At 59.4% G+C, this 21,999-nt stretch carries 18 protein-coding genes and 1 tRNA gene; 5 read left to right on the forward strand and 14 right to left on the reverse strand.

Annotation, left to right across the window (positions count from 1 at the left end; translation table 11 throughout):
• Positions 1-62: 62 nt before the first annotated feature.
• From OHL23_RS04540 to OHL23_RS04550, 3 genes are all read right to left on the reverse strand, one after another.
• Positions 63-136: transfer RNA gene (locus OHL23_RS04540), tRNA-Gln, on the reverse strand.
• A 65-nt stretch (positions 137-201) separates the two neighbouring features.
• A complete protein-coding gene (locus tag OHL23_RS04545) occupies positions 202-1,260 on the reverse strand; it encodes a 4-(cytidine 5'-diphospho)-2-C-methyl-D-erythritol kinase (protein WP_263350578.1) in 1,059 nt (352 codons plus the stop codon).
• Positions 1,261-1,306: 46 nt separating this feature from the next.
• Positions 1,307-3,496, reverse strand: a complete 2,190-nt coding sequence (locus OHL23_RS04550; protein ID WP_263350579.1) for a prolyl oligopeptidase family serine peptidase — start codon at positions 3,494-3,496, stop codon at positions 1,307-1,309.
• Positions 3,497-3,601: 105 nt separating this feature from the next.
• Here OHL23_RS04550 and ggt point away from each other — a divergent pair, with 105 nt between their 5' ends.
• The 3 genes from ggt to asnS all read left to right on the forward strand — a co-directional run bounded on the left by ggt (position 3,602) and on the right by asnS (position 7,869).
• On the forward strand, positions 3,602-5,383 hold the full coding sequence (gene ggt / locus OHL23_RS04555; protein ID WP_263350580.1) for a gamma-glutamyltransferase: 1,782 nt from the start codon (positions 3,602-3,604) through the stop codon (positions 5,381-5,383).
• Positions 5,384-5,512: 129 nt separating this feature from the next.
• Complete coding sequence (locus OHL23_RS04560; RefSeq protein WP_263350581.1) at positions 5,513-6,343, forward strand: sugar phosphate isomerase/epimerase family protein; 831 nt, start codon at positions 5,513-5,515, stop codon at positions 6,341-6,343.
• A gap of 185 nt (positions 6,344-6,528) precedes the next feature.
• Positions 6,529-7,869, forward strand: coding sequence for an asparagine--tRNA ligase (gene asnS, locus OHL23_RS04565; RefSeq protein WP_263350582.1), 1,341 nt, complete (start codon positions 6,529-6,531; stop codon positions 7,867-7,869).
• Between the two features lie 81 nt (positions 7,870-7,950).
• Here the strand turns inward: asnS and OHL23_RS04570 are convergent, their stop codons facing one another.
• The 5 genes from OHL23_RS04570 to OHL23_RS04590 all read right to left on the reverse strand — a co-directional run bounded on the left by OHL23_RS04570 (position 7,951) and on the right by OHL23_RS04590 (position 14,777).
• On the reverse strand, positions 7,951-9,774 hold the full coding sequence (locus OHL23_RS04570) for an amidase (RefSeq protein ID WP_263350583.1): 1,824 nt from the start codon (positions 9,772-9,774) through the stop codon (positions 7,951-7,953).
• A 187-nt stretch (positions 9,775-9,961) separates the two neighbouring features.
• Positions 9,962-10,549 (reverse strand): ribosome recycling factor, encoded by a 588-nt coding sequence (gene frr, locus OHL23_RS04575; RefSeq protein ID WP_263350584.1) that lies wholly within the window; start codon positions 10,547-10,549, stop codon positions 9,962-9,964.
• Between the two features lie 145 nt (positions 10,550-10,694).
• A complete protein-coding gene (gene lipA / locus OHL23_RS04580) occupies positions 10,695-11,600 on the reverse strand; it encodes a lipoyl synthase (RefSeq protein WP_263350585.1) in 906 nt (301 codons plus the stop codon).
• Positions 11,601-11,606: 6 nt separating this feature from the next.
• On the reverse strand, positions 11,607-12,608 hold the full coding sequence (locus OHL23_RS04585; RefSeq protein ID WP_263350586.1) for an oxygenase MpaB family protein: 1,002 nt from the start codon (positions 12,606-12,608) through the stop codon (positions 11,607-11,609).
• 24 nt (positions 12,609-12,632) lie between these two features.
• Positions 12,633-14,777: a S9 family peptidase gene (locus tag OHL23_RS04590; protein ID WP_263350587.1), complete on the reverse strand. Its 2,145-nt coding sequence runs from the start codon at positions 14,775-14,777 to the stop codon at positions 12,633-12,635.
• A gap of 160 nt (positions 14,778-14,937) precedes the next feature.
• Here OHL23_RS04590 and OHL23_RS04595 point away from each other — a divergent pair, with 160 nt between their 5' ends.
• Complete coding sequence (locus OHL23_RS04595) at positions 14,938-15,894, forward strand: DsbA family protein (protein WP_263350588.1); 957 nt, start codon at positions 14,938-14,940, stop codon at positions 15,892-15,894.
• 90 nt (positions 15,895-15,984) lie between these two features.
• Positions 15,985-17,073, forward strand: a complete 1,089-nt coding sequence (locus tag OHL23_RS04600) for a SurA N-terminal domain-containing protein (protein WP_263350589.1) — start codon at positions 15,985-15,987, stop codon at positions 17,071-17,073.
• A gap of 102 nt (positions 17,074-17,175) precedes the next feature.
• Here the strand turns inward: OHL23_RS04600 and OHL23_RS04605 are convergent, their stop codons facing one another.
• The 6 genes from OHL23_RS04605 to OHL23_RS04630 all read right to left on the reverse strand — a co-directional run bounded on the left by OHL23_RS04605 (position 17,176) and on the right by OHL23_RS04630 (position 21,977).
• A complete protein-coding gene (locus OHL23_RS04605; protein ID WP_263350590.1) occupies positions 17,176-17,985 on the reverse strand; it encodes a hypothetical protein in 810 nt (269 codons plus the stop codon).
• Between the two features lie 175 nt (positions 17,986-18,160).
• Positions 18,161-18,991: a tetratricopeptide repeat protein gene (locus OHL23_RS04610; protein WP_263350591.1), complete on the reverse strand. Its 831-nt coding sequence runs from the start codon at positions 18,989-18,991 to the stop codon at positions 18,161-18,163.
• A gap of 201 nt (positions 18,992-19,192) precedes the next feature.
• The gene (locus OHL23_RS04615) at positions 19,193-19,630 is read right to left on the reverse strand and encodes an ExbD/TolR family protein (protein ID WP_263350592.1); all 438 of its coding nucleotides are present in this window, start codon (positions 19,628-19,630) and stop codon (positions 19,193-19,195) included.
• A 50-nt stretch (positions 19,631-19,680) separates the two neighbouring features.
• Entirely contained in the window at positions 19,681-20,121 is a 441-nt protein-coding gene (locus OHL23_RS04620; RefSeq protein ID WP_263350593.1) for an ExbD/TolR family protein, read from the reverse strand.
• Positions 20,122-20,351: 230 nt separating this feature from the next.
• Entirely contained in the window at positions 20,352-21,089 is a 738-nt protein-coding gene (locus OHL23_RS04625; RefSeq protein ID WP_263350594.1) for a MotA/TolQ/ExbB proton channel family protein, read from the reverse strand.
• A gap of 168 nt (positions 21,090-21,257) precedes the next feature.
• On the reverse strand, positions 21,258-21,977 hold the full coding sequence (locus tag OHL23_RS04630; RefSeq protein ID WP_263350595.1) for an energy transducer TonB: 720 nt from the start codon (positions 21,975-21,977) through the stop codon (positions 21,258-21,260).
• Positions 21,978-21,999: the final 22 nt, after the last annotated feature.

The following is a 21,999-nucleotide window of genomic DNA, read 5'->3' on the forward strand; positions in this document are numbered from 1 at the left end:
CTACGCGTCCCGCGGACCCTATGATTTTCGCCCCGGAGCAAGCTTCCGCCCCTGGAAAATTCTGGCTGGGCGACTAGGATTCGAACCTAGACAAAGTGCGTCAAAGGCACTTGACCTACCATTAGTCGATCGCCCAGTAATCAATCTGTTCCTGCAACCGCACGAGAGTTTCTCTCTCCGCTGCAACAGCTGTCAAGTTCCTTATTTCAGAATCATTTGCCGCCAGTAGGCGATGCGTGGAAGGGTTTGTGTCAACAAGCTTCTGACACCCATCACACGCAGCCGCTCACAGGCTGCCTCTGCATCTCCCTGGCCTCGGTAAAGACCAAAGAGAGCTGAACCGGACCCGGACAACGACGCATGGAGAGCTGCCTCCGGAGTACCGGAAGCCGCAAGAGTGCGCTTGATCTCGCTCAAAAGGGGATGCTGCAGAAAGACGACGGATTCGAAGTCGTTCGCTATCCCGGTGCGGACAAGCGCGGACACCTGTGGTCCGGCCAGGTCTCCTCCCCCATCATTGCGAATTTGGGAAGAGACACCGGAGGAGCCGTTCCAAGCCTCAACTCCCGTTAAGGAGCTTGCCCACGTAAGGGCGCTGGCCAAGACGCGACTCAACTCATTTAGTTTAGCGTCGCTTGCCTCTGCGGTCAAACGGGTGCGCAGGCAGAGGGCATCCCAGTCACGGAAAGCCTGCGGAGTCGAGACGCCCACCGAGGGGGTTGCGACCACGCACCATGCCGATTCCTCGCCGGAGAGCAGATCGGGCACGGGGAAGACCATCTGGCCGCGATCGAGGCCGAGAACCGTGCCGCCGATCAGAAAAAGCGGCACATCGGAACCGACCTGCGAGGCGATTTGCAGGCGGGTTGCGCCCCAAGTTGGGTCGCTTTCCTGGCCAATTCCGAGTTCTGTTTCGAGGCCGACGAGGGCTGCAACAGCGTTGGCCGAGCCTGCGCCCAACCCGCCCTGAATGGGCAACCGCTTGTCGATGTGGATGGAAACTTCAGCCGAGACTCCCAACGTGTGGAGCGCCAGTTCGACCATCTTCCACGCAGTGTTGCGGCCATCGGTTGGAACGCGACGGTCATTGGAGGTGAGCTGGATCGTTGTCGTCTCTGCCCGTTGCGCGGTAACCGTCAACAGATCGTGCAGGGCTAGGGTCTGATAGATCGTGACCAAGCCGTGAAAGCCATCGGCGCGGGGTGCGCCGATGCCCAGGCCCAGGTTGATCTTCGCGTGTGAACGGACGGTTGTCGGCATCTTGGAACTTTAGTTTACTGGTTCCCCTCCGTTCCGGTTTGCGCCTCTAGTCCATCAGCTTCTTCGCAAGGTAGGTGTACATCTCGGCCCAGGTACGAGCGTCTTCTTTCAGGTTTGCGCCCGCCGCGTGGCCGCCTTCTATGATTTCGTCGTAATAGAAAGGCTTGTGGTACTCCTCCATGCGTGCGGCAAATTTGCGCGCATGGACGGGGCCAACGCGGTCATCCTTGGTGGTGGTGAAGATAAGCGGTTCGGGATAGGTCACGTCGGGCTTCAGGTTGTTGTAGGGCGAGATGGAGGCCAGAAATGCCCGCTCCTCGGGCACGGAAACGGAGCCGTATTCTCCAACCCACGAGGCGCCTGCCGCGATGTGTTCGAAGCCCAGCATGTCGAGCAAGGGAACCTGAATGACGACGGCGTTCCACAGATCCGGATGCTGGTTGAACTCGACACCCATGAGCAGGCCACCATTGGAGCCGCCCATGATTCCCAGTCGGCGCGGCGAGGTGATCTTGCGCGCGATGAGATCCTGGCCAACCGCCGCAAAGTCGTCATAGATGCGTTGGCGATGGGTCTTGAGGCCGGCCTCATGCCACGCGGGCCCGAATTCTCCACCGCCACGAATGTTGGCCAGCACATAGACGCCGCCGTGCTCGAGCCAGAGCTTGCCGACCAGGCCGGAATAATCCGGCGTCATGGAGACCTGGAAGCCTCCGTAGGCGGTCATGAGGGTTGGATTTGAGCCGTCGTAGGGAATGCTTTTGCGATGCACGACGAAGTACGGCACCTTGGTGCCATCTTTCGAAGTCGCTTCCAGTTGCTCGACGATGTCCGTCGAGGCATCGAACTGGGCAGGCAGCGTCTTCACGGCTTTCAACTCGCCCGTCGCGGCGTCTCCGAGTTCGAGCGACGACGGTGTCAGGAATCCTGTGAGCGAGAGGAAGAATTTGTCGTCGGAGGTATTCGTAGTCTCGATTTCGACGGTGAGGTTGTCGGGGACATCGAGTTTCTTGCGAGTCCAGGCGCCGTCTTTGCCGTGCGTGTATTCGTAGATGCGTCCCTGGACGTGATCGAGGGTGGTCAGAAGGAGATGATTGCGAGTCGCGTCAACGGATTGCTCGAACTCCTGGCTGCTGGGAGCAAAAACTACGGTGGGCTTGAGGTGTACAGGGTCTTTCTCAACATCGGCGAGGGAAAGGGCGAGGACGGTTCCCTGAACAAGTTTCTGCGAACCGGCCCGGGCCCCAGCCGGAATCCAGTCTTCATTGATTTCGAAGATCAGCTGGCCATCGAGCAAGCCGCCGGGTACGAACTTACGCGGCAGCCCCAGCAACTTGACGCCGCTGGGCGTTACCAGAGAGAGTTCGATTTCGAAGGTGCTGAGAGGCCTGTAGATGAATACAGCCCGATGGCCCTGAGCGTCGTTCAGAACGAAGGGGCTGGTGCCGTAGCCGCCGTCTGTCTGGGTTCCGCGAAAAATCTCCGTGGCCTGATCGAGCGGCTGGCCGCGCTTCCACATCTTGACAACGAAGGGATAGCCGGACGCTGTCATGGTTCCGTTGCCCCAGTCGCGGGCCACAAGCAGGGTGTCCTTGTCGACCCATGCGGCGCGCTGCTTGGATTTCGGAAGGACGAAACCACCGGCATCGGGGCTGACAAATTTACCGGTCTTGAGATCGAATTCACGTAAAGTATCAGCGTCTTCTCCGCCGGCGGAAAGACCGGCGAGGCAAAGACCATCTCCGGGATAGAGGCACCTCAGACCGTGCCGGACCCAATTTTCGTTGTCCGCCTTGGCCAGAGCGTCATAGTCGAGGACGGTCTGCCATTTGGGCTGCGGGGTGAGGTAGTCGGCAAGCGTGGTCTTGCGCACGATGCCGCGGACATGCTCAGCGTCCTGCCAGGTGTTGTAGACCGTGCCCTCGCGAAAATCTGGGATTGCCAGCCGGTCCGGTGACTCAAGCACTTTGAGCGCATCGGCGCGGAACGCGACAAACCTGGGATCTGCTTCGAGGACCTTGGCGGTGCGCTCATTTTCCGCTTTGACCCACTCCATCGGCCGCGCGCCGTTGACGTCTTCCAGCCACTGGTAGTTATCCGGCTGCTCTGCCGGTGCGGGATTCACCGGTGCGCTTGCGGATGGATTCGCAGATGGCTGAGAAAAACTCAGCGAAGGCACAAGGGAGACAGAAAACGATACAAGAGCAGCGAGGTGAACTACGCGATTGGTATACATGATCAACTCCTAACAAGGACCACGTGAATTCAAGGTTGACCGAAGCGTAAAGCAAGAGAGCGACGCACACAAGAATTATGCTGGCGGTATGATGGTCCCAATCCGATGATTATTCGCACATTCCCCAGGCGCACTCCTCTGCTGGCAGTTACTCTCGGAATTTCCACAGCTTTTGCACACTTCGGCGCAGCTCAGGAAAACAAGCAGGAAACCGGCGGTATCGCCTACCGCGACGAGCAGCCGGTTCGCGCCCAACACGGCATGGTGGTCAGTGTGCATCACCTGGCTTCCGACGCTGGTGTGGAGATCCTGAAGGCTGGCGGCAACGCGGTGGATGCCGCGGTCGCGACAGGATTTGCGCTGGCCGTGGTGCATCCGATTGCCGGAAACCTGGGTGGCGGCGGATTTCTGCTGCTGCGCACGCACGACGGACATTCCACGTTTATCGACTATCGCGAGCAGGCTCCGCTGGCTGCGTCGGAAGACATGTATCTCGATGCCAAAGGCAACGTGCTGCCCGCCGACAATCTGCAATCGAGCGTCACAGGGTATCGCTCCATTGCCACGCCCGGCTCAGTGGCAGGCATGGCGTATGCCGAGAAAAAGTATGGCAGGCTGGGGCTGGCCCGCGTGATGGCTCCGGCGATCAAGCTGGCCGAGAATGGTTTTGTCCTAAGCGGCGAAGAGGCTCACGAACTCCACTCTTCCGGTCTCGGTCTCTTCCCGGATACAAAGCGCATCTTCCAGCGCGATGGCCATTACTACGAAGCCAATGAGGTTTTCAAGCAGCCAGAACTGGCGCGGACCCTCAAGCGAATCGCCGCCGACCCAAGCGACTTTTATCACGGCAAGCTCGCTCGGGAACTGGTCGCCGACCTGCGCAAAGGCGGTGGGCTGATCACGCTCGACGATCTGGCGCATTACGAGGTCAAGGAGCGAACGCCGGTCACCGGTTCCTTTCACAACTACACGGTGATCAGCGCACCGCCGCCGTCCTCTGGCGGAGTGGTGCTGCTGTCGGCGCTGAACATCCTTGCGGGCTACGATCTGACGAAGTTCGAAGACCGCAGCCCCGCGTGGATTCACCTGATCACCGAGGCTTACCGCCGGGCGTATATGGACCGCAGCGATTATCTGGGCGACCCCGACTACAACAGGATTCCGGTCACGGAGCTGACCAGCAAGCAATATGCCGATGCGTGGCGCGCGAGCATTACAGACAAGGCCACTCAAAGCGCCGACCTGCACCGGCCGGATGGATTTTTGCCGCCTGCGCCCAGGACCGCGGGCCAGCGCATCGAGTCGCCGGACACGACGCACTATTCGGTGGTGGACAAAGACGGAAATGCCGTTTCCGTTACAACGACCCTGAACAACTCATTTGGTTCTCAGGTCACTGCGGGCGACCTCGGTTTTCTGCTCAATGATGAGATGGACGACTTTGCCGCAAAGGTGGGTGCACCCAATCTGTACGGCCTCATTCAGGGCCCCGCGGACGCGATCGCTCCGCGCAAGCGGCCTCTGTCTGCGATGACGCCGACGGTTGTACTGGAGGATGGCAAGCTTCGCTTTGTACTCGGTTCGCCCGGCGGCGGACGCATTATTACCACCGTGGCGAATATCTTCTTGTCCGCTTCGGAAGGTGGCCTGAACATTCAGCAGGCGGTCGACGCACCCCGCTTCCACCACCAATACTTGCCGGACAAGCTCTCGCTCGAAGCCGGGTTTCCGCAGTCCACGCAAGACGCGCTGAAGGCGATGGGTTACACGATCGACACACGCTCTCAGTGGTCCAACGGCGAATGCATTGCAGTCGACGCGAAGACAGGTGAGCTATTAGGCGGGCAGGACCATCGTAGCCACTATGGCAAGGCCGCTGGATACTGAGTTCCGGCGGCAAGTATTGACGAACCTACTCCCCTGATTCATCGTGGGTTCTTCAAGCGTCAGCCCCGAAAATGCGACAATGGTTTCAGTACCGTGGCTGTCAACTCGGTATCGGGGGCGAGAACAACCATGTTGCGATGTCTTTCGACGCACCTGTTCCTGAAGGAGCGCCTGCATCCGGGGCTGCTTGAACTGGCCGCCCGGAGCGGCGCGCAGGCGGTCGAAATCTTTGCCGCGCGTCAGCACTTCGACTACACCAGCCGCGAGCATGTTCATGAGCTGGCCGACTGGTTCGCATCGAATGAATTACAGCCATGGTCGATGCATGCGCCGCTCTTTCCGGATCGCGAGATGGGCCGCGCCGGTGCTCCGGCAGTAAACCTGCTTCATCCCGAAAAATCGCGCCGGATCGACGCCATGGACGAGGTCAAGCGCGCCCTCGAAACCGCCGAGCACATCCATTTCAAGAACCTCGTCGTGCATCTGGGCGAGCGATCCGATACCTGGTCGCCGCGTACACTGGAGCACGCCCTCACAGCACTTGAGCATCTGGATGCTTTCGCGCGACCGCTCGGCGTGCGGCTGCTGGCGGAAAATCTGGTCAATGAACCGACCACCCCCGAGCACCTGATCGAGATCCTCACCTTGGGCCATCTCACGCGCATCGGCGTCTGCATGGATCTGGGCCACGCCCACATGACGGTCGGAATCCCGGACGCTATTGCCACGTTGGCCAGCCGTCCTGGAACGATTGGTTCCGTGCATGTGCATGACAACCATGGCATGCGCGATGAGCACCTCTGGCCGGGCGACGGCAACATCGCATGGCCGAAGACCATGGAATCCTTCAAGGCACTGGCCGAACCTCCAGCGTTCGTGCTGGAAATCCACTACACTCTGGCCGAGACTCACACTGCGATCAGCGAGAAAGTACAGTCGGCCTTCGATCGGCTGGCGTAGTCTGCATCGGGTCCGGCCTGTCCGGTAAAAACTCGATATTCACACCCTGGCTTATCGCGAGGTTGCAGTGACACGCCGGCCATCCCATCGGTGCTGCCGGAGACACGCCGGTAACGCCCGCGCCCACCCCACTCGCCCCGCGTTATCCTGAAGAGTCACGGAAGTTCACGAAAGCGGTCCCAAACATGTCCGAAATCACCTCAACTGCTCCCATCTGCACCATCGCCGAAATCGGCCGCCACGAAGGCCAATCCGTCACCTTGCGCGGCTGGCTCTACAACCTGCGCGAGAGCGGCAAGCTGCTCTTTCCCATCTTTCGCGACGGCACCGGCACCATCCAGGGAGTGGCCCACAAGGCCGGCGTCGCGCCGGAGGTCTTTGAAGCGCTTAAGGGCTTGACCCAGGAGTCGAGCGTCATCGTCACCGGTAAAGTCCGTGCCGACCAGCGCGCCCACGGCGGCTTTGAGCTGGATGTCGAACAGATTCAGGTGGTGCAGCGCGTGCCCGAGGACGATCCGTACCCGATCACACCCAAGGAGCATGGCGTCGAATTTCTGATGGAGCGGCGGCATCTCTGGGTGCGTTCCTCGCGGCAGGTGGCCATCCTGCGCATCCGCGCCGAAATCATGCGCGCCGCAGCGGAGTACTTCGATTCGAACGGATTCACGCGCACCGATCCGCCCATTCTGACCCCGGCAGCCTGCGAAGGCACTTCGACGCTCTTCCCGGTCGATTACTTCGGCGAAGAGGCATTCCTGACGCAATCCGGCCAGCTCTACATCGAGTCAACGGCGCTGGCGCTGGGCAAGGTCTATAGCTTCGGGCCCACCTTCCGCGCCGAGAAATCCAAGACCCGCCGCCACTTGACCGAGTTCTGGATGATCGAGCCGGAGGTCGCCTACTGCGATCTCGACGGCCTGCTGGAACTGGCGGAAAACTTCCTCAGCCACATTGTCCAAAGCGTGGTGAAAAATCGCGCGCCGGAGCTGCAGGTAATTGGCCGCGACATCGCTAAGCTGGAGGTGATCCGGGCTCCGTTCCCGCGCCTGCGCTACGACGAAGCCGTGGCCATGCTCAACCAGGCGCACAAGGACGGCCATCTGGAGAATCCCTTCGAGTACGGCAACGACTTCGGCTCGCCGGATGAGACGTGGCTGAGCAGCCAGTTCGACCGCCCTGTGATGGTGCATCGCTACCCGGCCAATGTGAAGGCCTTTTACATGCAGCCCGACCCGGTCGACCCCACCTTTGCAATGTGCGTGGACGTGCTTGCTCCCGAAGGCTACGGCGAAATCATCGGCGGATCGCAGCGCGTGGACAGCTATGACCTGCTTAAGAGCCGCATCGAAGAGCACAAGCTGCCGCTCGAAGCCTTCCAGTGGTATCTGGACCTGCGCCGCTACGGGAGCGTGCCGCACAGCGGCTTCGGCATGGGCATCGAACGCGCCGTAGCGTGGATCTGCGGGCTGGATCACGTGCGCGAGACAATTCCGTTCGCGCGCACGCTGAACCGGATGTTCCCGTAAGGGAACCGGTCGGTAAACCAAGTCGGCTTTCGAGGTTCTTGTAACTGAGTTTGCAATTCAGTCACAAGAACCTCACCGCATTTAGAACCCAGACGGATGCTCTCCCACAACGCGGAATGCGGCTTCCAGCGCCACCCCAGCCTGCGCCAGTGTCCCTTCATCAAATAGCCGCCCAACCAGCGTGACGCCATGCGGCACACGGCGTGGCGGATCGAACTTCGGCAGCGGATGGTTCGGATCAGGCGCCCAGTCGCTGCGAGCCTCCGAGACTTCGACGAACCCGGCACGGAAAGTCAGCGAAGGATGCCCGGTGTTATTGGTGATCACCAGCATCTCGTCGCGCAGGGACGGCACGAGCAGCAGGTCAACCTCTGAGAACACCCGCGCCATCTCCTGCGCGACCTTGCGGCGGAGCCGGTCGGCCTGCACGAAGTCGACCGCCGAAAGGAATCGCGCCTGCCGGAAGCAGTTGGGCCAGGCATCGGGAACCTGCGCTTTCAGTTCGGCGAGTTGGCCGCTCAGGGTAAGTTCTTCAAAGGCCGCAGCACCCTCGGCAAAGAGGATCAGGTTCAGCGAATCGTAGGGCCAGTCGGGAATTGCGACCTCGACAGGGACCATACCGAGCTTCTTTATGGTCTCAAGCGCGGCGCGATCAACGTCAGTCGCCGGAGCCTCTTTCATCCAGCCGGGAAAATATCCGACCCGCAGGCCTTTGACATTCGCGCCCGCATTGAATGCAAGCTCGCTCGGCACACTGGCCACGTCGCCAGCGTCAGGGCCGGAGATGGCGTTGAGCACGAGGATTGCATCTTCCACGCTGCGCGTCATGGGGCCGAGCTTATCCAGCGACCAGCAAAGCGTCATTGCGCCTGTGCGGGCCACGCGGCCGTAGGTCGGGCGCAGACCGGTCACGCCGCAGCGCATCGATGGGCTCACGATGCTGCCGCCGGTTTCGCTCCCAATCGCAAAGCCAACCAGTCCCGCAGCCACAGCCGCGCCCGGTCCGGCGCTCGAACCCGAAGCACCCTCTTCGAGCAGCCACGGATTCATCGTCTGCCCGCCAAACCAGATGTCGTTGAGCGCGAGCGCGCCAAGGCTGAGCTTGGCCACCAGCACCGCGCCTGCGGCATTAAGGCGTGCAACCACGGCGGAATCACGCTCCGGGACGCGATTGCGGTACGGCTCCGCACCGTAGGTCGTCGGGATGCCCGCGGTATCCAGCAGATCCTTCGCGCCCCACGGAATGCCATGCAATGGTCCGCGATATTTGCCTGCGGCGATCTCCGTGTCGGCCTGTCGGGCCTGCGCCAGCGCATGTTCGCGTGTAAGCGTGATGACGCAATGGAGTTTCGGATCGAAGCGCTCCAGCCGGTGAATGTAAATCTCCGTAAGCCGCGTCGAGGTGAGCTTGCGGCTCTCTATCCAACGCGAAAGCTGCCAGACCGGCGCGAAAGCGATCTCTTCTTCGCTATCGGGCAGCGGCGCGTGATTGTCTTCGCTACGGACGAACGCATTTCCGCTTGCCAGAGCCTTCGGAACATCCGGCAAACTGGGATTCCACTGCGTCGCGGGCGCGAGCGATGATTCCAGCGCCAGTTTGCGTGGACCGGTGCGGCGCTCGTACAACGGAGCCATCTGCATGCGCCAGTTGCTGGCCGCAGTCGCGCGGTCGGCGGGAGTCATCTCGAATTGGACCAGCTTTTCAGCCTCGGCAAATGTCGCGGTCGTTACCTCAGGCCCAACCGGAGGAGCTGTACCGAAAGCAGTCGGCGCGCCCGGCGTCTGGTTTGGCGTCTGGTCCGGCTTCTGTTCGGGAGCGGCCGAAGCCTGGGCCTTGGCCTGAATGGCCGCGCCGAGCAGGCCGGCGGAGCCGTAAGTGAGGAACTCTCTACGCGAAGATGGCATTGTCTTCCTTGGAGCAACGGGATAAGTCTTGTTTCCCGCGAACTATCGAAACTATATCAGCGAGCCGCGCCCCGGAAACCTGTGCAAACTCGTCGAATCTTCCCGCTGCAAAATGCGAAGGCCGCCCAGATTGGACGGCCCGCGCGTTTGAAATTCCTGGGATGATTACGAATCGTCCTCAACCGGATCAGATCTGCATGATGTCGATTTCCTTCTTGCGGGCTGCTTCTTCCAGCTTGCGAATCTCGTCATTCAGCATCGTCTGCACTTCTTCCTGCGCCCGCTTTTCCTCGTCTTCGCTGACTTTCTTGTCCTTGGCGAGCTTCTTGAGGTGATCATTGCCGTCGCGGCGAACATTGCGCAGAGCAGTCTTGTGATCTTCGAGCTCCTGGTTGAGCTGCTTGACCACGCCCCGCCTGCGCTCTTCGGTCATGGGCGGAATCGGCACGCGCAGTATCCGACCATCACTCTGCGGATTGAAGCCATGCTCAGGCGCTCGCAGCGCCTTTTCGATCTCCTTCACCAGCCCCGCATCCCAGGGCTGCACCAGGATCAGGTTCGCCTCGGGAGTCGTAACCTGCGCGATCTGCGTTAGCGGCGTAGGCGTGCCGTAGTAGTCGACCCGCACCTGATCCAGGAGCTGCACGCTGGCCCGCCCGGTTCGGAGCGAAACCAGATGCGTCTGGAAATCTGTGACTGCCTTGTCCATCCGCCGCTTCAGATCCGAATGCACTTCCTTGAGCACCGGATTGCCTGCCATAAACGAAACTGCCATCGCGTTCCTCTTCCCTGTGCCCCAACACTGTGAGCCCGGTTGGCACAAATGCAAAGGTTATTTTATCGAACTGGGTCAGAAAGTGCTGCCTCCGCAACCATAATCGCCGCCTCAATTGGGTTGAAGTCAGCTCAACACAGGCGATCTACGCCAGCACTCGCAGCCCGGTCGATGCTGCCTGCTCATGCGCGTGGTAGCTCGACCGCACAAGCGGACCCGACTCAACGTGGCGGAAGCCCATCTTCAGCGCCTCAGTCTTGAGATCGGCGAACTCCTTCGGCGTGTAAAGCCGCGCCATGGGGAGGTGATCCTTCGACGGCCGCAGATACTGCCCGATCGTCAAAATGTCGCAGTGCACCGCAGCCAGATCGCGGAAAACCTCCAGCAGTTCGCTGGTTTCTTCGCCGAGACCCACCATGACCCCGGACTTGGTGATGCCGCTCGGATTTAGCTCCTTGGCGTATTCCAGCAGGCGTAGCGTCCGTTCATAGCGAGCACCGGAGCGCACGACACGGTAGAGTCGTGGCACCGATTCAGTGTTGTGATTCAAGACTTCCGGCCTGGCGTCGACCACCACGCGAATCGCCTCGGGATTGCCCTGAAAATCCGGGATTAGCACCTCGACCTGGCACCCAGGAGCCTGGCGGCGAATCTCGTCGATCACCATAGCAAACGCCCGCGCCCCGCCCACCAGATCATCATCGCGATTCACGCTGGTAATGACCGCGTGCTGCAGACCAAGAATGGCGACAGCCTCCGCCACGCGGCGCGGCTCGTCATAATCGATTGGCTCAGGCCGTCCCTTGGGCACAGCGCAAAAGCCGCAGCGCCGCGTGCACAGGTTGCCGAGCATCATGAAGGTGGCCGTTTTGTGCTGCCAGCACTCGCCGATGTTAGGGCAATGCGCGCTCTCGCAGACGGTGTGCAGGTTGAGCGAACGGGCCAGCCGCTTCAAGTCGTGGTAGTTCTCGCCGACGGGCGCGCGCGCCTTGAGCCACTCGGGTTTCGGCGTGGGAGCCTTGCGGACCGGTTCGATCTGAATGAGTTCCATCACCCACTATTGTAAGGGCTGCGGCAATTCGACGGCGTCGCCGAGCCCGCGTTCGGCGAACATCATGCGCGGCTGCCCCATCCAGAAGCGATTGCTGGTGCGGGTCAGAGCACCTACTCCCCGTCCGCTGACCCGGCTCATCGCTTCGAGATATGGGCCGGTAAATCGCACCGTCGCGGGCAGTCTTCCGTAGATACGCGGCAGCCAGAGACGCGCTCCAGCCGCCGCGTCTCGTTCTCGCCTGCAGAATGCCAGCCCGAATTCCTCCTGCAGCCGCTCCGGCAGCCATGCCGTCGTCAACGCACGGTACCAGCCTGGCACAGGCACCCACGTCCCTTTGCTTTGCAGAACACGGTGCGCCATCTCGCGCGAGAGATCGTTGACTCCCAACCCGGCGGACTCAATCGTGCCGCGGCTATAGGCCTCGAAGTTCAGCCAGGTCGCGGGCAGAACATGCGACGGAATACCGAAGAGCGCGGCCAAGGTCTTGCTCTCGGAGTAGTATGCCTCCCGCTCGCCTGGCGAGAGCGGCGGAAGCACGCATTCATAAGCTACCAGCGCGCTTTCTACCAGCGTGGCGTAGACCCAGAGCAGCGCGTTCGCTTCGTTGGCTTCATACCGCGAGTCTTTTGGGTAGGTTGCGACAGTCTCCGGGATCGCTCCCTGAATCCGCGTATGAATTTGATACAAGTACCGCGAAGCAGCCAGAGCCTGCTCCAGCGTGCCAAAGATCATAGTGAAGACGACGCGAAAAGTGTTATGAAAGCGGGCCAGCGGATCGTTTCTGAGATTGGAGTGCTGATCGAGCGCAGCCGCGACCCAGGGATGCGCCAATTGCAGCAGCGCCGCCCGCCCCGCGCCCAGGAACAGGGCAGACTCTCGATTCACCTTCCAGCTGATCGAGGACGGCCCGAAGATACCCGCGTGAGGATCGGAAGCACGCTCGCGAACCGATGCCCAGAGACACTCGGCATCGGTTCGCGAGACGGGCTGATAATCAGCTTCCATATTTGCCTTGGACGCAGCGGCAGACTACCTTGCTGCAAGAGGCGACGGTTTTGCTTCAGCCTTCGGTGCCGGAGATGCCGGACTTGCAGGCGTATCTTTCCCCATCACATAGTGGTCGTACCAGGCAAGCCAGCGCTCGTACCGATCTTTGATGAAGCTGGGCCGCGTGAAGCCGTGGAACTGCCCCGGATAGACGATCAGCTCCGTCGGAACATGCAGCGCCTTGAGCGCCTGGTACATCTGTTCGCCACCGATGATGGGCACGTTGAAGTCGTTCGTCCCGCCCATATACAGCGTTGGCGTGTGCATGCGCTTGTCCGCCTCCAGCAGCGGATAGCTCAGCTTGAGATACAAATCTCGCGCCTTCCACGGTACGCCCAGCTCGTTGTCGTATTGCAGAATGTACTGATCGTTTCCGTAGAAGGAGAGTGGCGCTGCCGACCCGGCTCCGCTGATCGCCGCTTTGAAGCGGCCATCGGAGGCAGTCGTGTAGTCCGTCAGGATGCCGCCATAGCTCCAGCCGCCGATTCCGAGCTTGCTTGGGTCGGCAACGCCCATCTTGATGACTTCGTCCACCGCTCCCAGCAGGTCGACGACTTCGAGATGACCCCAGTCGGCAAAGATCGACTGCGCATATGCCTGTCCGCGGCCAGAGCTGCCGCGATAGTTGACGTTGATCTCGGCATAGCCGTGCGCAGCGAACCACTGCCGTTCAAACGCAAAGTTGTGCCCGTCCTGCCCGTTCGGGCCGCCATGGATGAAGAGGATCGTCGGAACAGGTTTCTGGGAGGGGTCGCCCGTTTTGTAGCCAAGCGGCTTGGTCAGAAGGCCATGCACCTCGGTTCCGTCCTTGCTCGTTGAGGTGAAGTCCTCTGCCGGGACCAGGTTCAACTCCGCCAACAGCGAATCGTTGACCGCTGTCAGCTTGCGCAACGAGCTACCTTCGAGTGCGAAGATCTCTGCCAGATGCGTGTCATCCTGATGAATGAGGGCAACCTTGTCGCCGACGCAGGTGATCCCAGACACCGTGCCCGCTTCCGGCAGGATGCGATGCGCTCCGTCACCAGTCAGCTCTACTTCCGCCGGATATTCCGAACGATCGTCGCTTACGAGATAAAGTAGCTTTCCGTTGGGCAGGAAGCATGGCTGACTCACGCTCCGGTCCAGTTTGGCCGCCGGATAGCTCACTTTGCCGTCGAGCGTGACGACCGCGGGCCTGCGCTGGCTGTAAGCCGAGAACTCAGGCTTCGCCCCCTCTGCGTAAGCAATGAACTTTGAATCGAGCGACCACGCCAGATGACCGCCGTCCGGTCCGTTCCAGGAGGTGAGCTTCTTCGCTACGGAGCCGGCCTTGGAGGCTGCGACAAACACATCGGCATTATCTGTGCGGTCCGGATCTTCGTCGTGGTTGCTCACGAACGCGATCCATGCTCCATCCGGCGCCCAGACCGCGTCCTGCTCATCCACATTCTTGTCGGTCGTCAGCTTCTCCAGTTTTTTTGTGGCGATGTCATAGAGATAGAGCGTATCCCGCTCATCGTTCCGCAAATAGCCCTCAATATCCTGCTTGAAGTGATAGCGGTCGATGACGATGGGCTTCGGCGGTGCGGGCGGCTTGCCTTCTTCGGCGTCCGGCTCGTCCTTGGGTTGCAGCATCAGTAGAAGCCGCTTCGAATCCGGCGACCAGGCATAGTCTTCAATCTCATGGCCGCTAATCTCGGTGAATTGTTCCGGCTCCCCGCCGAGCCGGTTCAGGACCCAGATCTGGGTTCCCTTGGCTTTGCCAGGACGCCCTTCCCTTGAAGACACGAAGGAGATGTACTTGCCGTCGGGACTGAACTTGGGGTGGGACGCTCCCTCTTTCCCGAAGGTGAGCTGCATGTTTCCGGTACCGTCCCATCGTTCCATCCAAAGATCGGACTGGCTCTTGTCCTCTTTGGTGTCAATGCGCGAGACGGAATAAAGAAACCAGGCTCCGTCCGGGGAGATTACCGGCGAGCTTACCCGGCCGATCCGGGCGAGGTCATCCAGGGTAATAGCCCGCCTGGCGGGGGGAGTTTGAGCACTCGCGTGGAGAGAGACGACGGCTGTGGCGATCAGCAACAAGACGGAGCACCGGCGAAGCGCAGCACGGGTCCAGAGGCAGGAAGCGAGAAGAGATGGACGCATGGGGCGAGATTAGCATCTGCCCCTCGGGGAAGGGGAGTAGCAATTTTCCCGATCTCGATTCTCAAATCCGGCTTCTTGAGAACTCGCCCGAATCGGGCCGGGCAGATAGGACCTGATAGGCCAATCCTGCGATAATGAAACTCTGGAAAGGTGGTTTCCTTTGTTTCTCGCTTCCTCACGTAAGGCATGGCTCGCGGTCGCATTGGCGCTGACCGCTGCGGTTGGATGTAAGGCACAGGAGCCCGCCGCAAAGAGCGGCATCGCAGACCCGGTGCTGGCTCGCAGGATCGAAGTCATGGTACGAAGCCAGTTCAACGTGCCTGCTGAATACGACGTTTCGCTCGGCGCTCGCACGCCTTCCAAGATTCCCGGCTACGACTCGATCCGCATCACCTTTTCGCATCCGCCGCATACGACCACCACGGATTTCCTCATTTCGGCGGACAACAAGTCCTTGGCGCGTCTTGAAACCTTCGATCTGACGAAGAATCCGGCGCAGAGTATCCCGGTCGACCACCGCCCGATCCGAGGCAATCCTGACGCGAAGGTTACGGTGATCAGTTTCGATGACCTGGAGTGCCCGTACTGCGCACGCATGCATCAGCAACTGTTTCCTGCGACACTCGATCGGTACAAGGACAAGGTACGGTTCGTCTACAAGGACGACCCGCTCACAGAGATTCATCCCTGGGCTCTCCACGCCGCAGTGGACGCCAATTGCATCGCAGACCAGAATAGCGGCGCCTACTGGGGATATGTGGACTATCTCCACGCGCACGGGCAGGACGTGACCGGTCCAGATCGGGATGCGCAAAAGAGCGCAGCTACGCTCGACAAGATCGCTCGCGAACAGGGCAAGATCTTCTCTCTCGACGCCGCGAAGCTGGACGTGTGCCTGCAAAAGCAGGATGATACTGCGGTTCGCGCTTCGATGAAGGAAGCAGAAGCTCTCAACATTGACGGAACTCCTTATCTGTTCATTGATGGCGAGCACATCAACGGCGCGCTGCCGGTCGAGCAGGTGTGGATGGTCATTGATCGCGCACTACGTGCCGCCGGCGTGGAACCGCCGCCACCCGACTCTCCTGCTGTGACCACCCCAACTTTAGGGAAATAGCGCTGGTGCGGCTTTCGTGGGCCACGCCGGGGGTTTATCCTGTTTGTCTGAGGCTGCGTCATTTGAGATTGCCAGCCAGGAGATCTCAGGTTGTCGTCAGCGAGTAGAGTACAAGGAGTTCGGAAGTTTCCTGCGGCTGTCGCAGCGGCAGTATTTTCCCTGAGCGTCGCCCTTTCCCTGAGCGGGTGTCATCCGGCGCCGTCGCCAGAAGTGCTGGCCACCGTGAATGGGAAAGAGATTCTGGCTTCGGAGCTGGATCGCGCCTACAAGCAGAACCTCGACGCGAGCGCACCCGCGCCCTCAAAGGAGGAGGCGGCGATCCACCGGCTGAATCTGCTCCACGGCCTGATTCAGGACGAAATTCTTCAGCAGAGAGCAGCCAAGCTCAATCTTGTTGCGACGGACGAAGAGGTAGACGCAAAGTTGACTGATCTGAAAGCTCCCTACACCCAGGAGGAGTTCGATCGTCAGCTCAAGGAGCGGAACCAGACCCTCGACGACCTTCGCCGTGATATCCGTCATCAACTGACGGAGAGCAAGCTGGTCAATAAAGAGATTCAATCAAAGATCAATATTACAGACGCGGAGATCAGCACTTATTACAACGCTCACAAGAGTGAATTCAATCAGATCGAGCCGCAGTACCACCTGGGGCTTATTCGTGTCACGAACCAGCCCTCCAAGCAGGTAACCAACCTGCAGAACAATAAAGCCGGCAACGATGCGGAGGCCAAAAAGAAAATCCAGTCACTTCGCAGCCGGCTCGACACTGGCGAGGATTTCGCATCGCTGGCGGCGAGGTTCTCCGAGGATCCAGTGTCCAGTTCTAATAATGGCGACCTGGGCTTTGTCTACGAATCTCAGCTGAAGACAGAAGATCCGGCGGTTTTTGCAGCGATCAGCAAGATCAAACCCGGCCAATCCACCGAGATTCTTCCTATGATCCAGGGGGATGGTGCAAGCCGTAAGACGGTTGGCTACCAGATATTTATGCTGATCGAAAAGCGGCCTGCGGGCCAGCGCGAGATGAGCGATCCCCGCACGCAATTAGGTATTCGCCAGTTGCTGCGCACCAACCATGCTCAGTTGCTCCAGGACGCATACCTCGAAATGCTTTATAACGACGCTAAAATTCATAATTACCTCGCGGAACAGATCTACAAGAATGGCGCAAATTAAGGCCGGGCTCTCTGAATGTCTCCAGCATGGGCGAAGGCGACCCAAGAGTCCTGATCTGGAGCGGTCGCCTTTTGAAGCGGGATTTAAAGACAAAGGACAGGTTCAGGCGGGGATGCTTACTTCCGCAAGGGACTCCGCTCGGATTGGTTTGGGTTTTGCCGCTGCGCTGATAGAGTCGGAGACAACCCAGGCAGCTCCAGCCAAAGCGATACAGATGGCATTGCCAGCCCAATTGAAGTGATTGTTAGGCCCGCGAGAGAGATTCGGAATCCAGATCACCAACTCGAAGATCACGATCTCCGCGATAAGGAGGCGCGCGGCAAGCGGCGCCATGATGCCGGTGAGAATGGCGACGGCTGCCCCGAAAAAGCCCATGGTCGTGGCATAGGCCCAGAACATCCTGGTCGGCGGCAGCCAACCCGGGATCCAGCCCAACAGGCCGGGCATGTCAATGATGTGGACAATGCCGAAGGAAATGGGGCAAATGCCGAAGAGCAACACGAAGAAGGACCGTCGGCGCGCAATGGAGGAACCGGCTGGCGAGAAGATCGCGCAGAGAACCAGGCCCGCGGCGACCAGGGCGAACTCCTCAAAGACATTGCCGATGGGGTCGTAATTGCCTAGATTCACAAAAGCCTTGGGCACCCAGATGAGCGTGAAAACCGAGTAGACAATCGTCAGGGTTAGAGCGCCTGCACGCGCGGTGCGGGGCACCAGGAGCGCGATCCCTCCGGCAAGCTCAATGATCGCAGTGAGATAGGCAAGCGGTACCCGCAGAGGAACATTGGGACCGACGTTTTGCCAAGTGGTAGCGAAGTCGCCCGAAGCCAAGCCGAGCAGGCCGAGAAAAATTGCGGCTCCGCCATAGACGTAAAGCCCGAGATGTGATGGGATGCTGCGTTCTTTTGCCATCGAGTGCCGGGGTTCAGTGTCTTTCGGCGAGTTGCGGTGGGCCATACCCACTTTGCGCGATTTGATCCGGACCAGTGCTGTCCAACGCCAGATTTCACGTTCCGTGGATAACCGCTGCTAAAGCTGAAAGGCCTCCCGAAGGAGGCCTTTTTAGCATTCGACTTGACCGTGCCTTTTACTTCATATTTCCGTTTGCATCCATAGTGATACCGCCCGGTCCTGCGTTCTTCTTGGCTTCATTCTCTTTGCGGGTCCCCATGGCTTTGTGGTTCCAGTCCACGGCTGCATCCACGTCCGCCTTGACCGCCGCAGCGTTTCCGCAGTCCACATCCGCCTTGCGGCGATAGGTGAGATTGAGATAGGACATAGCGTCGTCGTAGCTGGGGCGATTCTCGATTGCAAGATTTAGGTATTTCAGACCTTCTTCGACAAGAGGAGCGTTCTGTTTCTGGATGTCGGCGCAGTTGTTCTTCGTCAGCAGCTTAACGTTGCCGGCTCCGTCGTCATTGTTCCCGGTCATCTTCAACAGGTTTTCATGTGCCTGAGTCCAATCGATCACGCCCACTGTGTAGGCAGCTTCGGGGTCTTTCGGATCGATGGCGAGAACCTTCTTCTGCCAGTCCTTCGCTTCGTCGAGTTTCTTGATGTTGAAGTAGAGGCTGGCTACGCCTTTGAGGCTATTCACATCTGTAGGATCTGCCGTAAGCACTTCCTGGAAGGTGTCGATGGCCTGTTGTGCGGTCTTGAGATTGTCCGGAGTGGTCAGACCGGGCACAACATTCTGCGCCAGTGCAGTGGCCAGAAACGCTTTTGCGGTCGGAAGCTTCGGATCCAGTCTCTCCGCATTCTGGAAGTGAGTAATGGCCTCTTCGTAATGCCCGGCCTTGAATGCTTCTACTCCCTTATTGAGTTGGTCGCGGGCTTTGAGGCGGTCGCAGCCGGTAAGCGAGACCATCATGGCTACCAGGACAGCCGCAAGCACCGGCAGACGTGCGATTCGATTCATATTCTTATCCTTCTCCTTCGAGTCGTCGCCAGGTTTTTCGCGCCTGGTGTCTCCGCGCGGCTGGAAGCGGTGGGAGGCTCCCGATCCAGCCATTCAATCTTTGCTTCTGATGCAAACCTTATCAAACATCTCTGCGCAGCTTGCTTCAGTGTCGCAGAATACAACAAATGCGAGGCCCCGCGAAAGAGCGGGGCACCGTTGTTAGTTTCCTTCTGCGATTTTGGGAGTAATCAGACCGACGTGGTCAACTCCGGCTCCGCGACCAATATCAATTACATCCGCGACCTGAGCGAAATTCACGTCGTCGTCGCCCTTGATAAACATGATGCGCTCGGCCCGGTTCGCATAGATGGCAGTCAGCTTGGCCAGAAGATCGGATTTGGCGACATCGTCCTGGTTGATCTTATAGGCAACCTGAGTACCGTTGGTGTGGAGGACCGAAACCACGATAGTACGTGGATCTGGAGGCTGGGGCGTCTTGTCCTTCGGTGGCTGCGGGACGAGTGCATCCAGGCCTTTGGGAACCACCGGCACGATGACCATGAAGATGATCAGAAGCACCAGCAGAACGTCGATCAGCGGGGTTACGTTGATGTCGGAGGAAAGTCCCCCAGGACCACTACCACCTGTCATTGCCATATCTTTAACTCCTGAAGTGTCCCGCCAATTTTGCGGTAATGATTCGCGGGTTATTCGCCTGAGGATCCTGGAGTCTGCCGCTTTTCCGTCAGCAGGCCAACCGATTCAACACCCGCAGTGCGGACATCGTCAATCGCGTTCTCAACATCCAGGTACTTGGCGCGCGCATCGGCGCGGACAAATATCTGCTTGCCGGGCTTGTCGGTAAGCTTGTCGCGGATCTTTGCGCCCAACTCTGCCGGATTAATCTTGTCCTGGCCCAGGTAGACCGAGCCGTCGCGGGTAACCGCGACTACAATCGCATCTTCCTTATCCGCATCGGGCATGGACGTGGGGTTGTCGGTCTTTGCCAGATCGACGTTGACCTTGTTCTGGAGCATCGGAGTGATGACCATGAAGATGATCAACAGCACGAGCATTACGTCCACCATTGGCGTGACGTTGATGTTCGAGTTGACCTTAGCGCCTTCGTTACGTACTGAAATGCCCATGTATGTGCTCCACGCCTGTCAATCAAAGGATCCTTAAATCAACTGACCATTGGATCTATGGATCTATTGACCAATGGATCTGTTCCGTCGAGTCGCGACTTCTTTTCATCGTGCGCCTGAGTGGCTTTCGATGCTCTTGAAGATCCGGCAGTGGAGTGGTCGTTTCCACTGCCGGCAGAAGAGTTCCTCGCCCATCAAGCCTGCCGCCTCGGCAGTTGGCCCCGCACGCTTTAGCGCTTGTGGCTCTGCTTGATGAAGTAGTCCACCAGCTCGCTAGAGGAGTTGTCCATTTCAACGTCGAATGCTTCCACGCGGCCGCTGAAGTAGTTGAAGGTCATAACGGCGGGGATGGCAACGAGCAATCCAAAGGCCGTGGTTACGAGAGCTTCTGAGATACCGCCGGCGACCGCACCGATACCCGAGGACTTCTGAGTGGCGATCTGCTGGAAGGCGTTCAGAATACCGATGACCGTTCCAAGCAACCCGACGAACGGCGCCGTCGAACCGATGGTGGCAAGGACACCCAGGCCGCGCTTCAGCTTGGCGTGAACGATTGCCTCAGCCCGCTCCAGTGCGCGCTTGGAGCTTTCGATGGTTTCCTCGTTCACAACGCCCTGGGTGCTGCGAAATTCCTGCAGGCCAGCGGTGACGACTTCGGCAAGGTGGGACTTCTTGCTGCGATCGGCAATCTTGATTGCCTCTTCGAGCTTGCTGTCCTTCAACGCGCCAGCCACCTTCGGGGCAAATTCGCGCGACTGCTTGCGGGCAGCCGAGAAATAGAGGTAACGGTCAATCATGACGGCCAGCGACCAGATGGACATCACGAAAAGGATGAAGGCGATGATGCGCGCCGGCCATCCCATGTTGTTCAAGAGACCCAACAGACTGAAGTCAGGGGCGCCAGTATCCTGGAACATGGCCAGGCTGGCCGGGTGCGAGGCGAAATGTGCTAGCTGAGCGAGAATCACTGAATCGTTCCTCCTGAGGGGGTGCTTTCTGTACTGCGTAAACAAGTTACCGGTTTACCGCTTCGCCTAAATTGCCGCTGCGGGAGAATGCGTCCGATGTCGGTGCACATTCAGGTCATTCGGAAAGGTGATTCTCTTGAGTTCCGAGGAAATCACCCGAGATGTGCATCAACCACCCAGGTTGAAAACCACATTGATCGTAGTATCAACTTCCACCGGCTCCCCGTTGAGCATATAAGGCCGGTAGCGCCACTGCCGCACGGCATCCAAAGCCGCCGACTGCAGCATCGCGTTGCCGCTGACAACACGAAGATTCGTGATAGTGCCTTCCTTGGAAATCGTAGCCTGCAGGACGACGGTGCCAGACTGGCGGGCCGCCTTCGCAATTGGCGGATAGATCGGTCGAACTTGCTGGATCAGGAGACCGGTGGCGACGCCGGAGGAGATGGCAATCTTTTTCGGCGTCGCCACTTTGACTACTGGCTGCGGGGTTGCGTTGCCGAAAACGCTTCCGATTACGCCGCCTGCGGCGCCGCTGCCCATGCCTTCCATGCCAGCGACGCCAAAGCTGGACGGCGGCGCTTCCTTCTCCGTAACCATCTTGATCTCTTTAGGAATTCTGGTCGGAGCCGTGAGCTGATTGTTCATCATCTGCGGCTTGACGACCGCCTGATGGACCTCGGGCGGCGGCGGTGGTGGCGGTGGTGGCGGCGGTGGTGGGGCCACGAGAAGGGTTGTAAGAGCTGCCTTCGGCAGGGCTTCCGGATAGAGCAGTGGGATCAGAATCATGACAGTGAGGATCGCCAGATTTAGTCCGGCTGTGGCGATGACCCACCAGTTGGTTTTCTTGATCCGATTGCTGGATTCGAACGTTGAATCTTCAAACATGGCCGACCTCGAATCTCGTATT

The sequence above is a fragment of the Acidicapsa acidisoli genome (genome assembly GCF_025685625.1).
Taxonomy (GTDB): Bacteria; Acidobacteriota; Terriglobia; order Terriglobales; family Acidobacteriaceae; genus Acidicapsa; species Acidicapsa acidisoli.

Excerpts from the sequence above, each read along its gene's own strand:
- OHL23_RS04545 (WP_263350578.1), bottom strand. The coding sequence starts at position 1,260 with ATGCCGACAACCGTCCGTTCACACGCGAAGATCAACCTGGGCCTGGGC.
- OHL23_RS04550 (WP_263350579.1), bottom strand. The coding sequence starts at position 3,496 with ATGTATACCAATCGCGTAGTTCACCTCGCTGCTCTTGTATCGTTTTCT.
- ggt (WP_263350580.1), top strand. The coding sequence starts at position 3,602 with ATGATTATTCGCACATTCCCCAGGCGCACTCCTCTGCTGGCAGTTACT.
- OHL23_RS04560 (WP_263350581.1), top strand. The coding sequence starts at position 5,513 with ATGTTGCGATGTCTTTCGACGCACCTGTTCCTGAAGGAGCGCCTGCAT.
- asnS (WP_263350582.1), top strand. The coding sequence starts at position 6,529 with ATGTCCGAAATCACCTCAACTGCTCCCATCTGCACCATCGCCGAAATC.
- OHL23_RS04570 (WP_263350583.1), bottom strand. The coding sequence starts at position 9,774 with ATGCCATCTTCGCGTAGAGAGTTCCTCACTTACGGCTCCGCCGGCCTG.
- frr (WP_263350584.1), bottom strand. The coding sequence starts at position 10,549 with ATGGCAGTTTCGTTTATGGCAGGCAATCCGGTGCTCAAGGAAGTGCAT.
- lipA (WP_263350585.1), bottom strand. The coding sequence starts at position 11,600 with ATGGAACTCATTCAGATCGAACCGGTCCGCAAGGCTCCCACGCCGAAA.
- OHL23_RS04585 (WP_263350586.1), bottom strand. The coding sequence starts at position 12,608 with ATGGAAGCTGATTATCAGCCCGTCTCGCGAACCGATGCCGAGTGTCTC.
- OHL23_RS04590 (WP_263350587.1), bottom strand. The coding sequence starts at position 14,777 with ATGCGTCCATCTCTTCTCGCTTCCTGCCTCTGGACCCGTGCTGCGCTT.
- OHL23_RS04605 (WP_263350590.1), bottom strand. The coding sequence starts at position 17,985 with ATGGCAAAAGAACGCAGCATCCCATCACATCTCGGGCTTTACGTCTAT.
- OHL23_RS04610 (WP_263350591.1), bottom strand. The coding sequence starts at position 18,991 with ATGAATCGAATCGCACGTCTGCCGGTGCTTGCGGCTGTCCTGGTAGCC.
- OHL23_RS04615 (WP_263350592.1), bottom strand. The coding sequence starts at position 19,630 with ATGGCAATGACAGGTGGTAGTGGTCCTGGGGGACTTTCCTCCGACATC.
- OHL23_RS04620 (WP_263350593.1), bottom strand. The coding sequence starts at position 20,121 with ATGGGCATTTCAGTACGTAACGAAGGCGCTAAGGTCAACTCGAACATC.
- OHL23_RS04630 (WP_263350595.1), bottom strand. The coding sequence starts at position 21,977 with ATGTTTGAAGATTCAACGTTCGAATCCAGCAATCGGATCAAGAAAACC.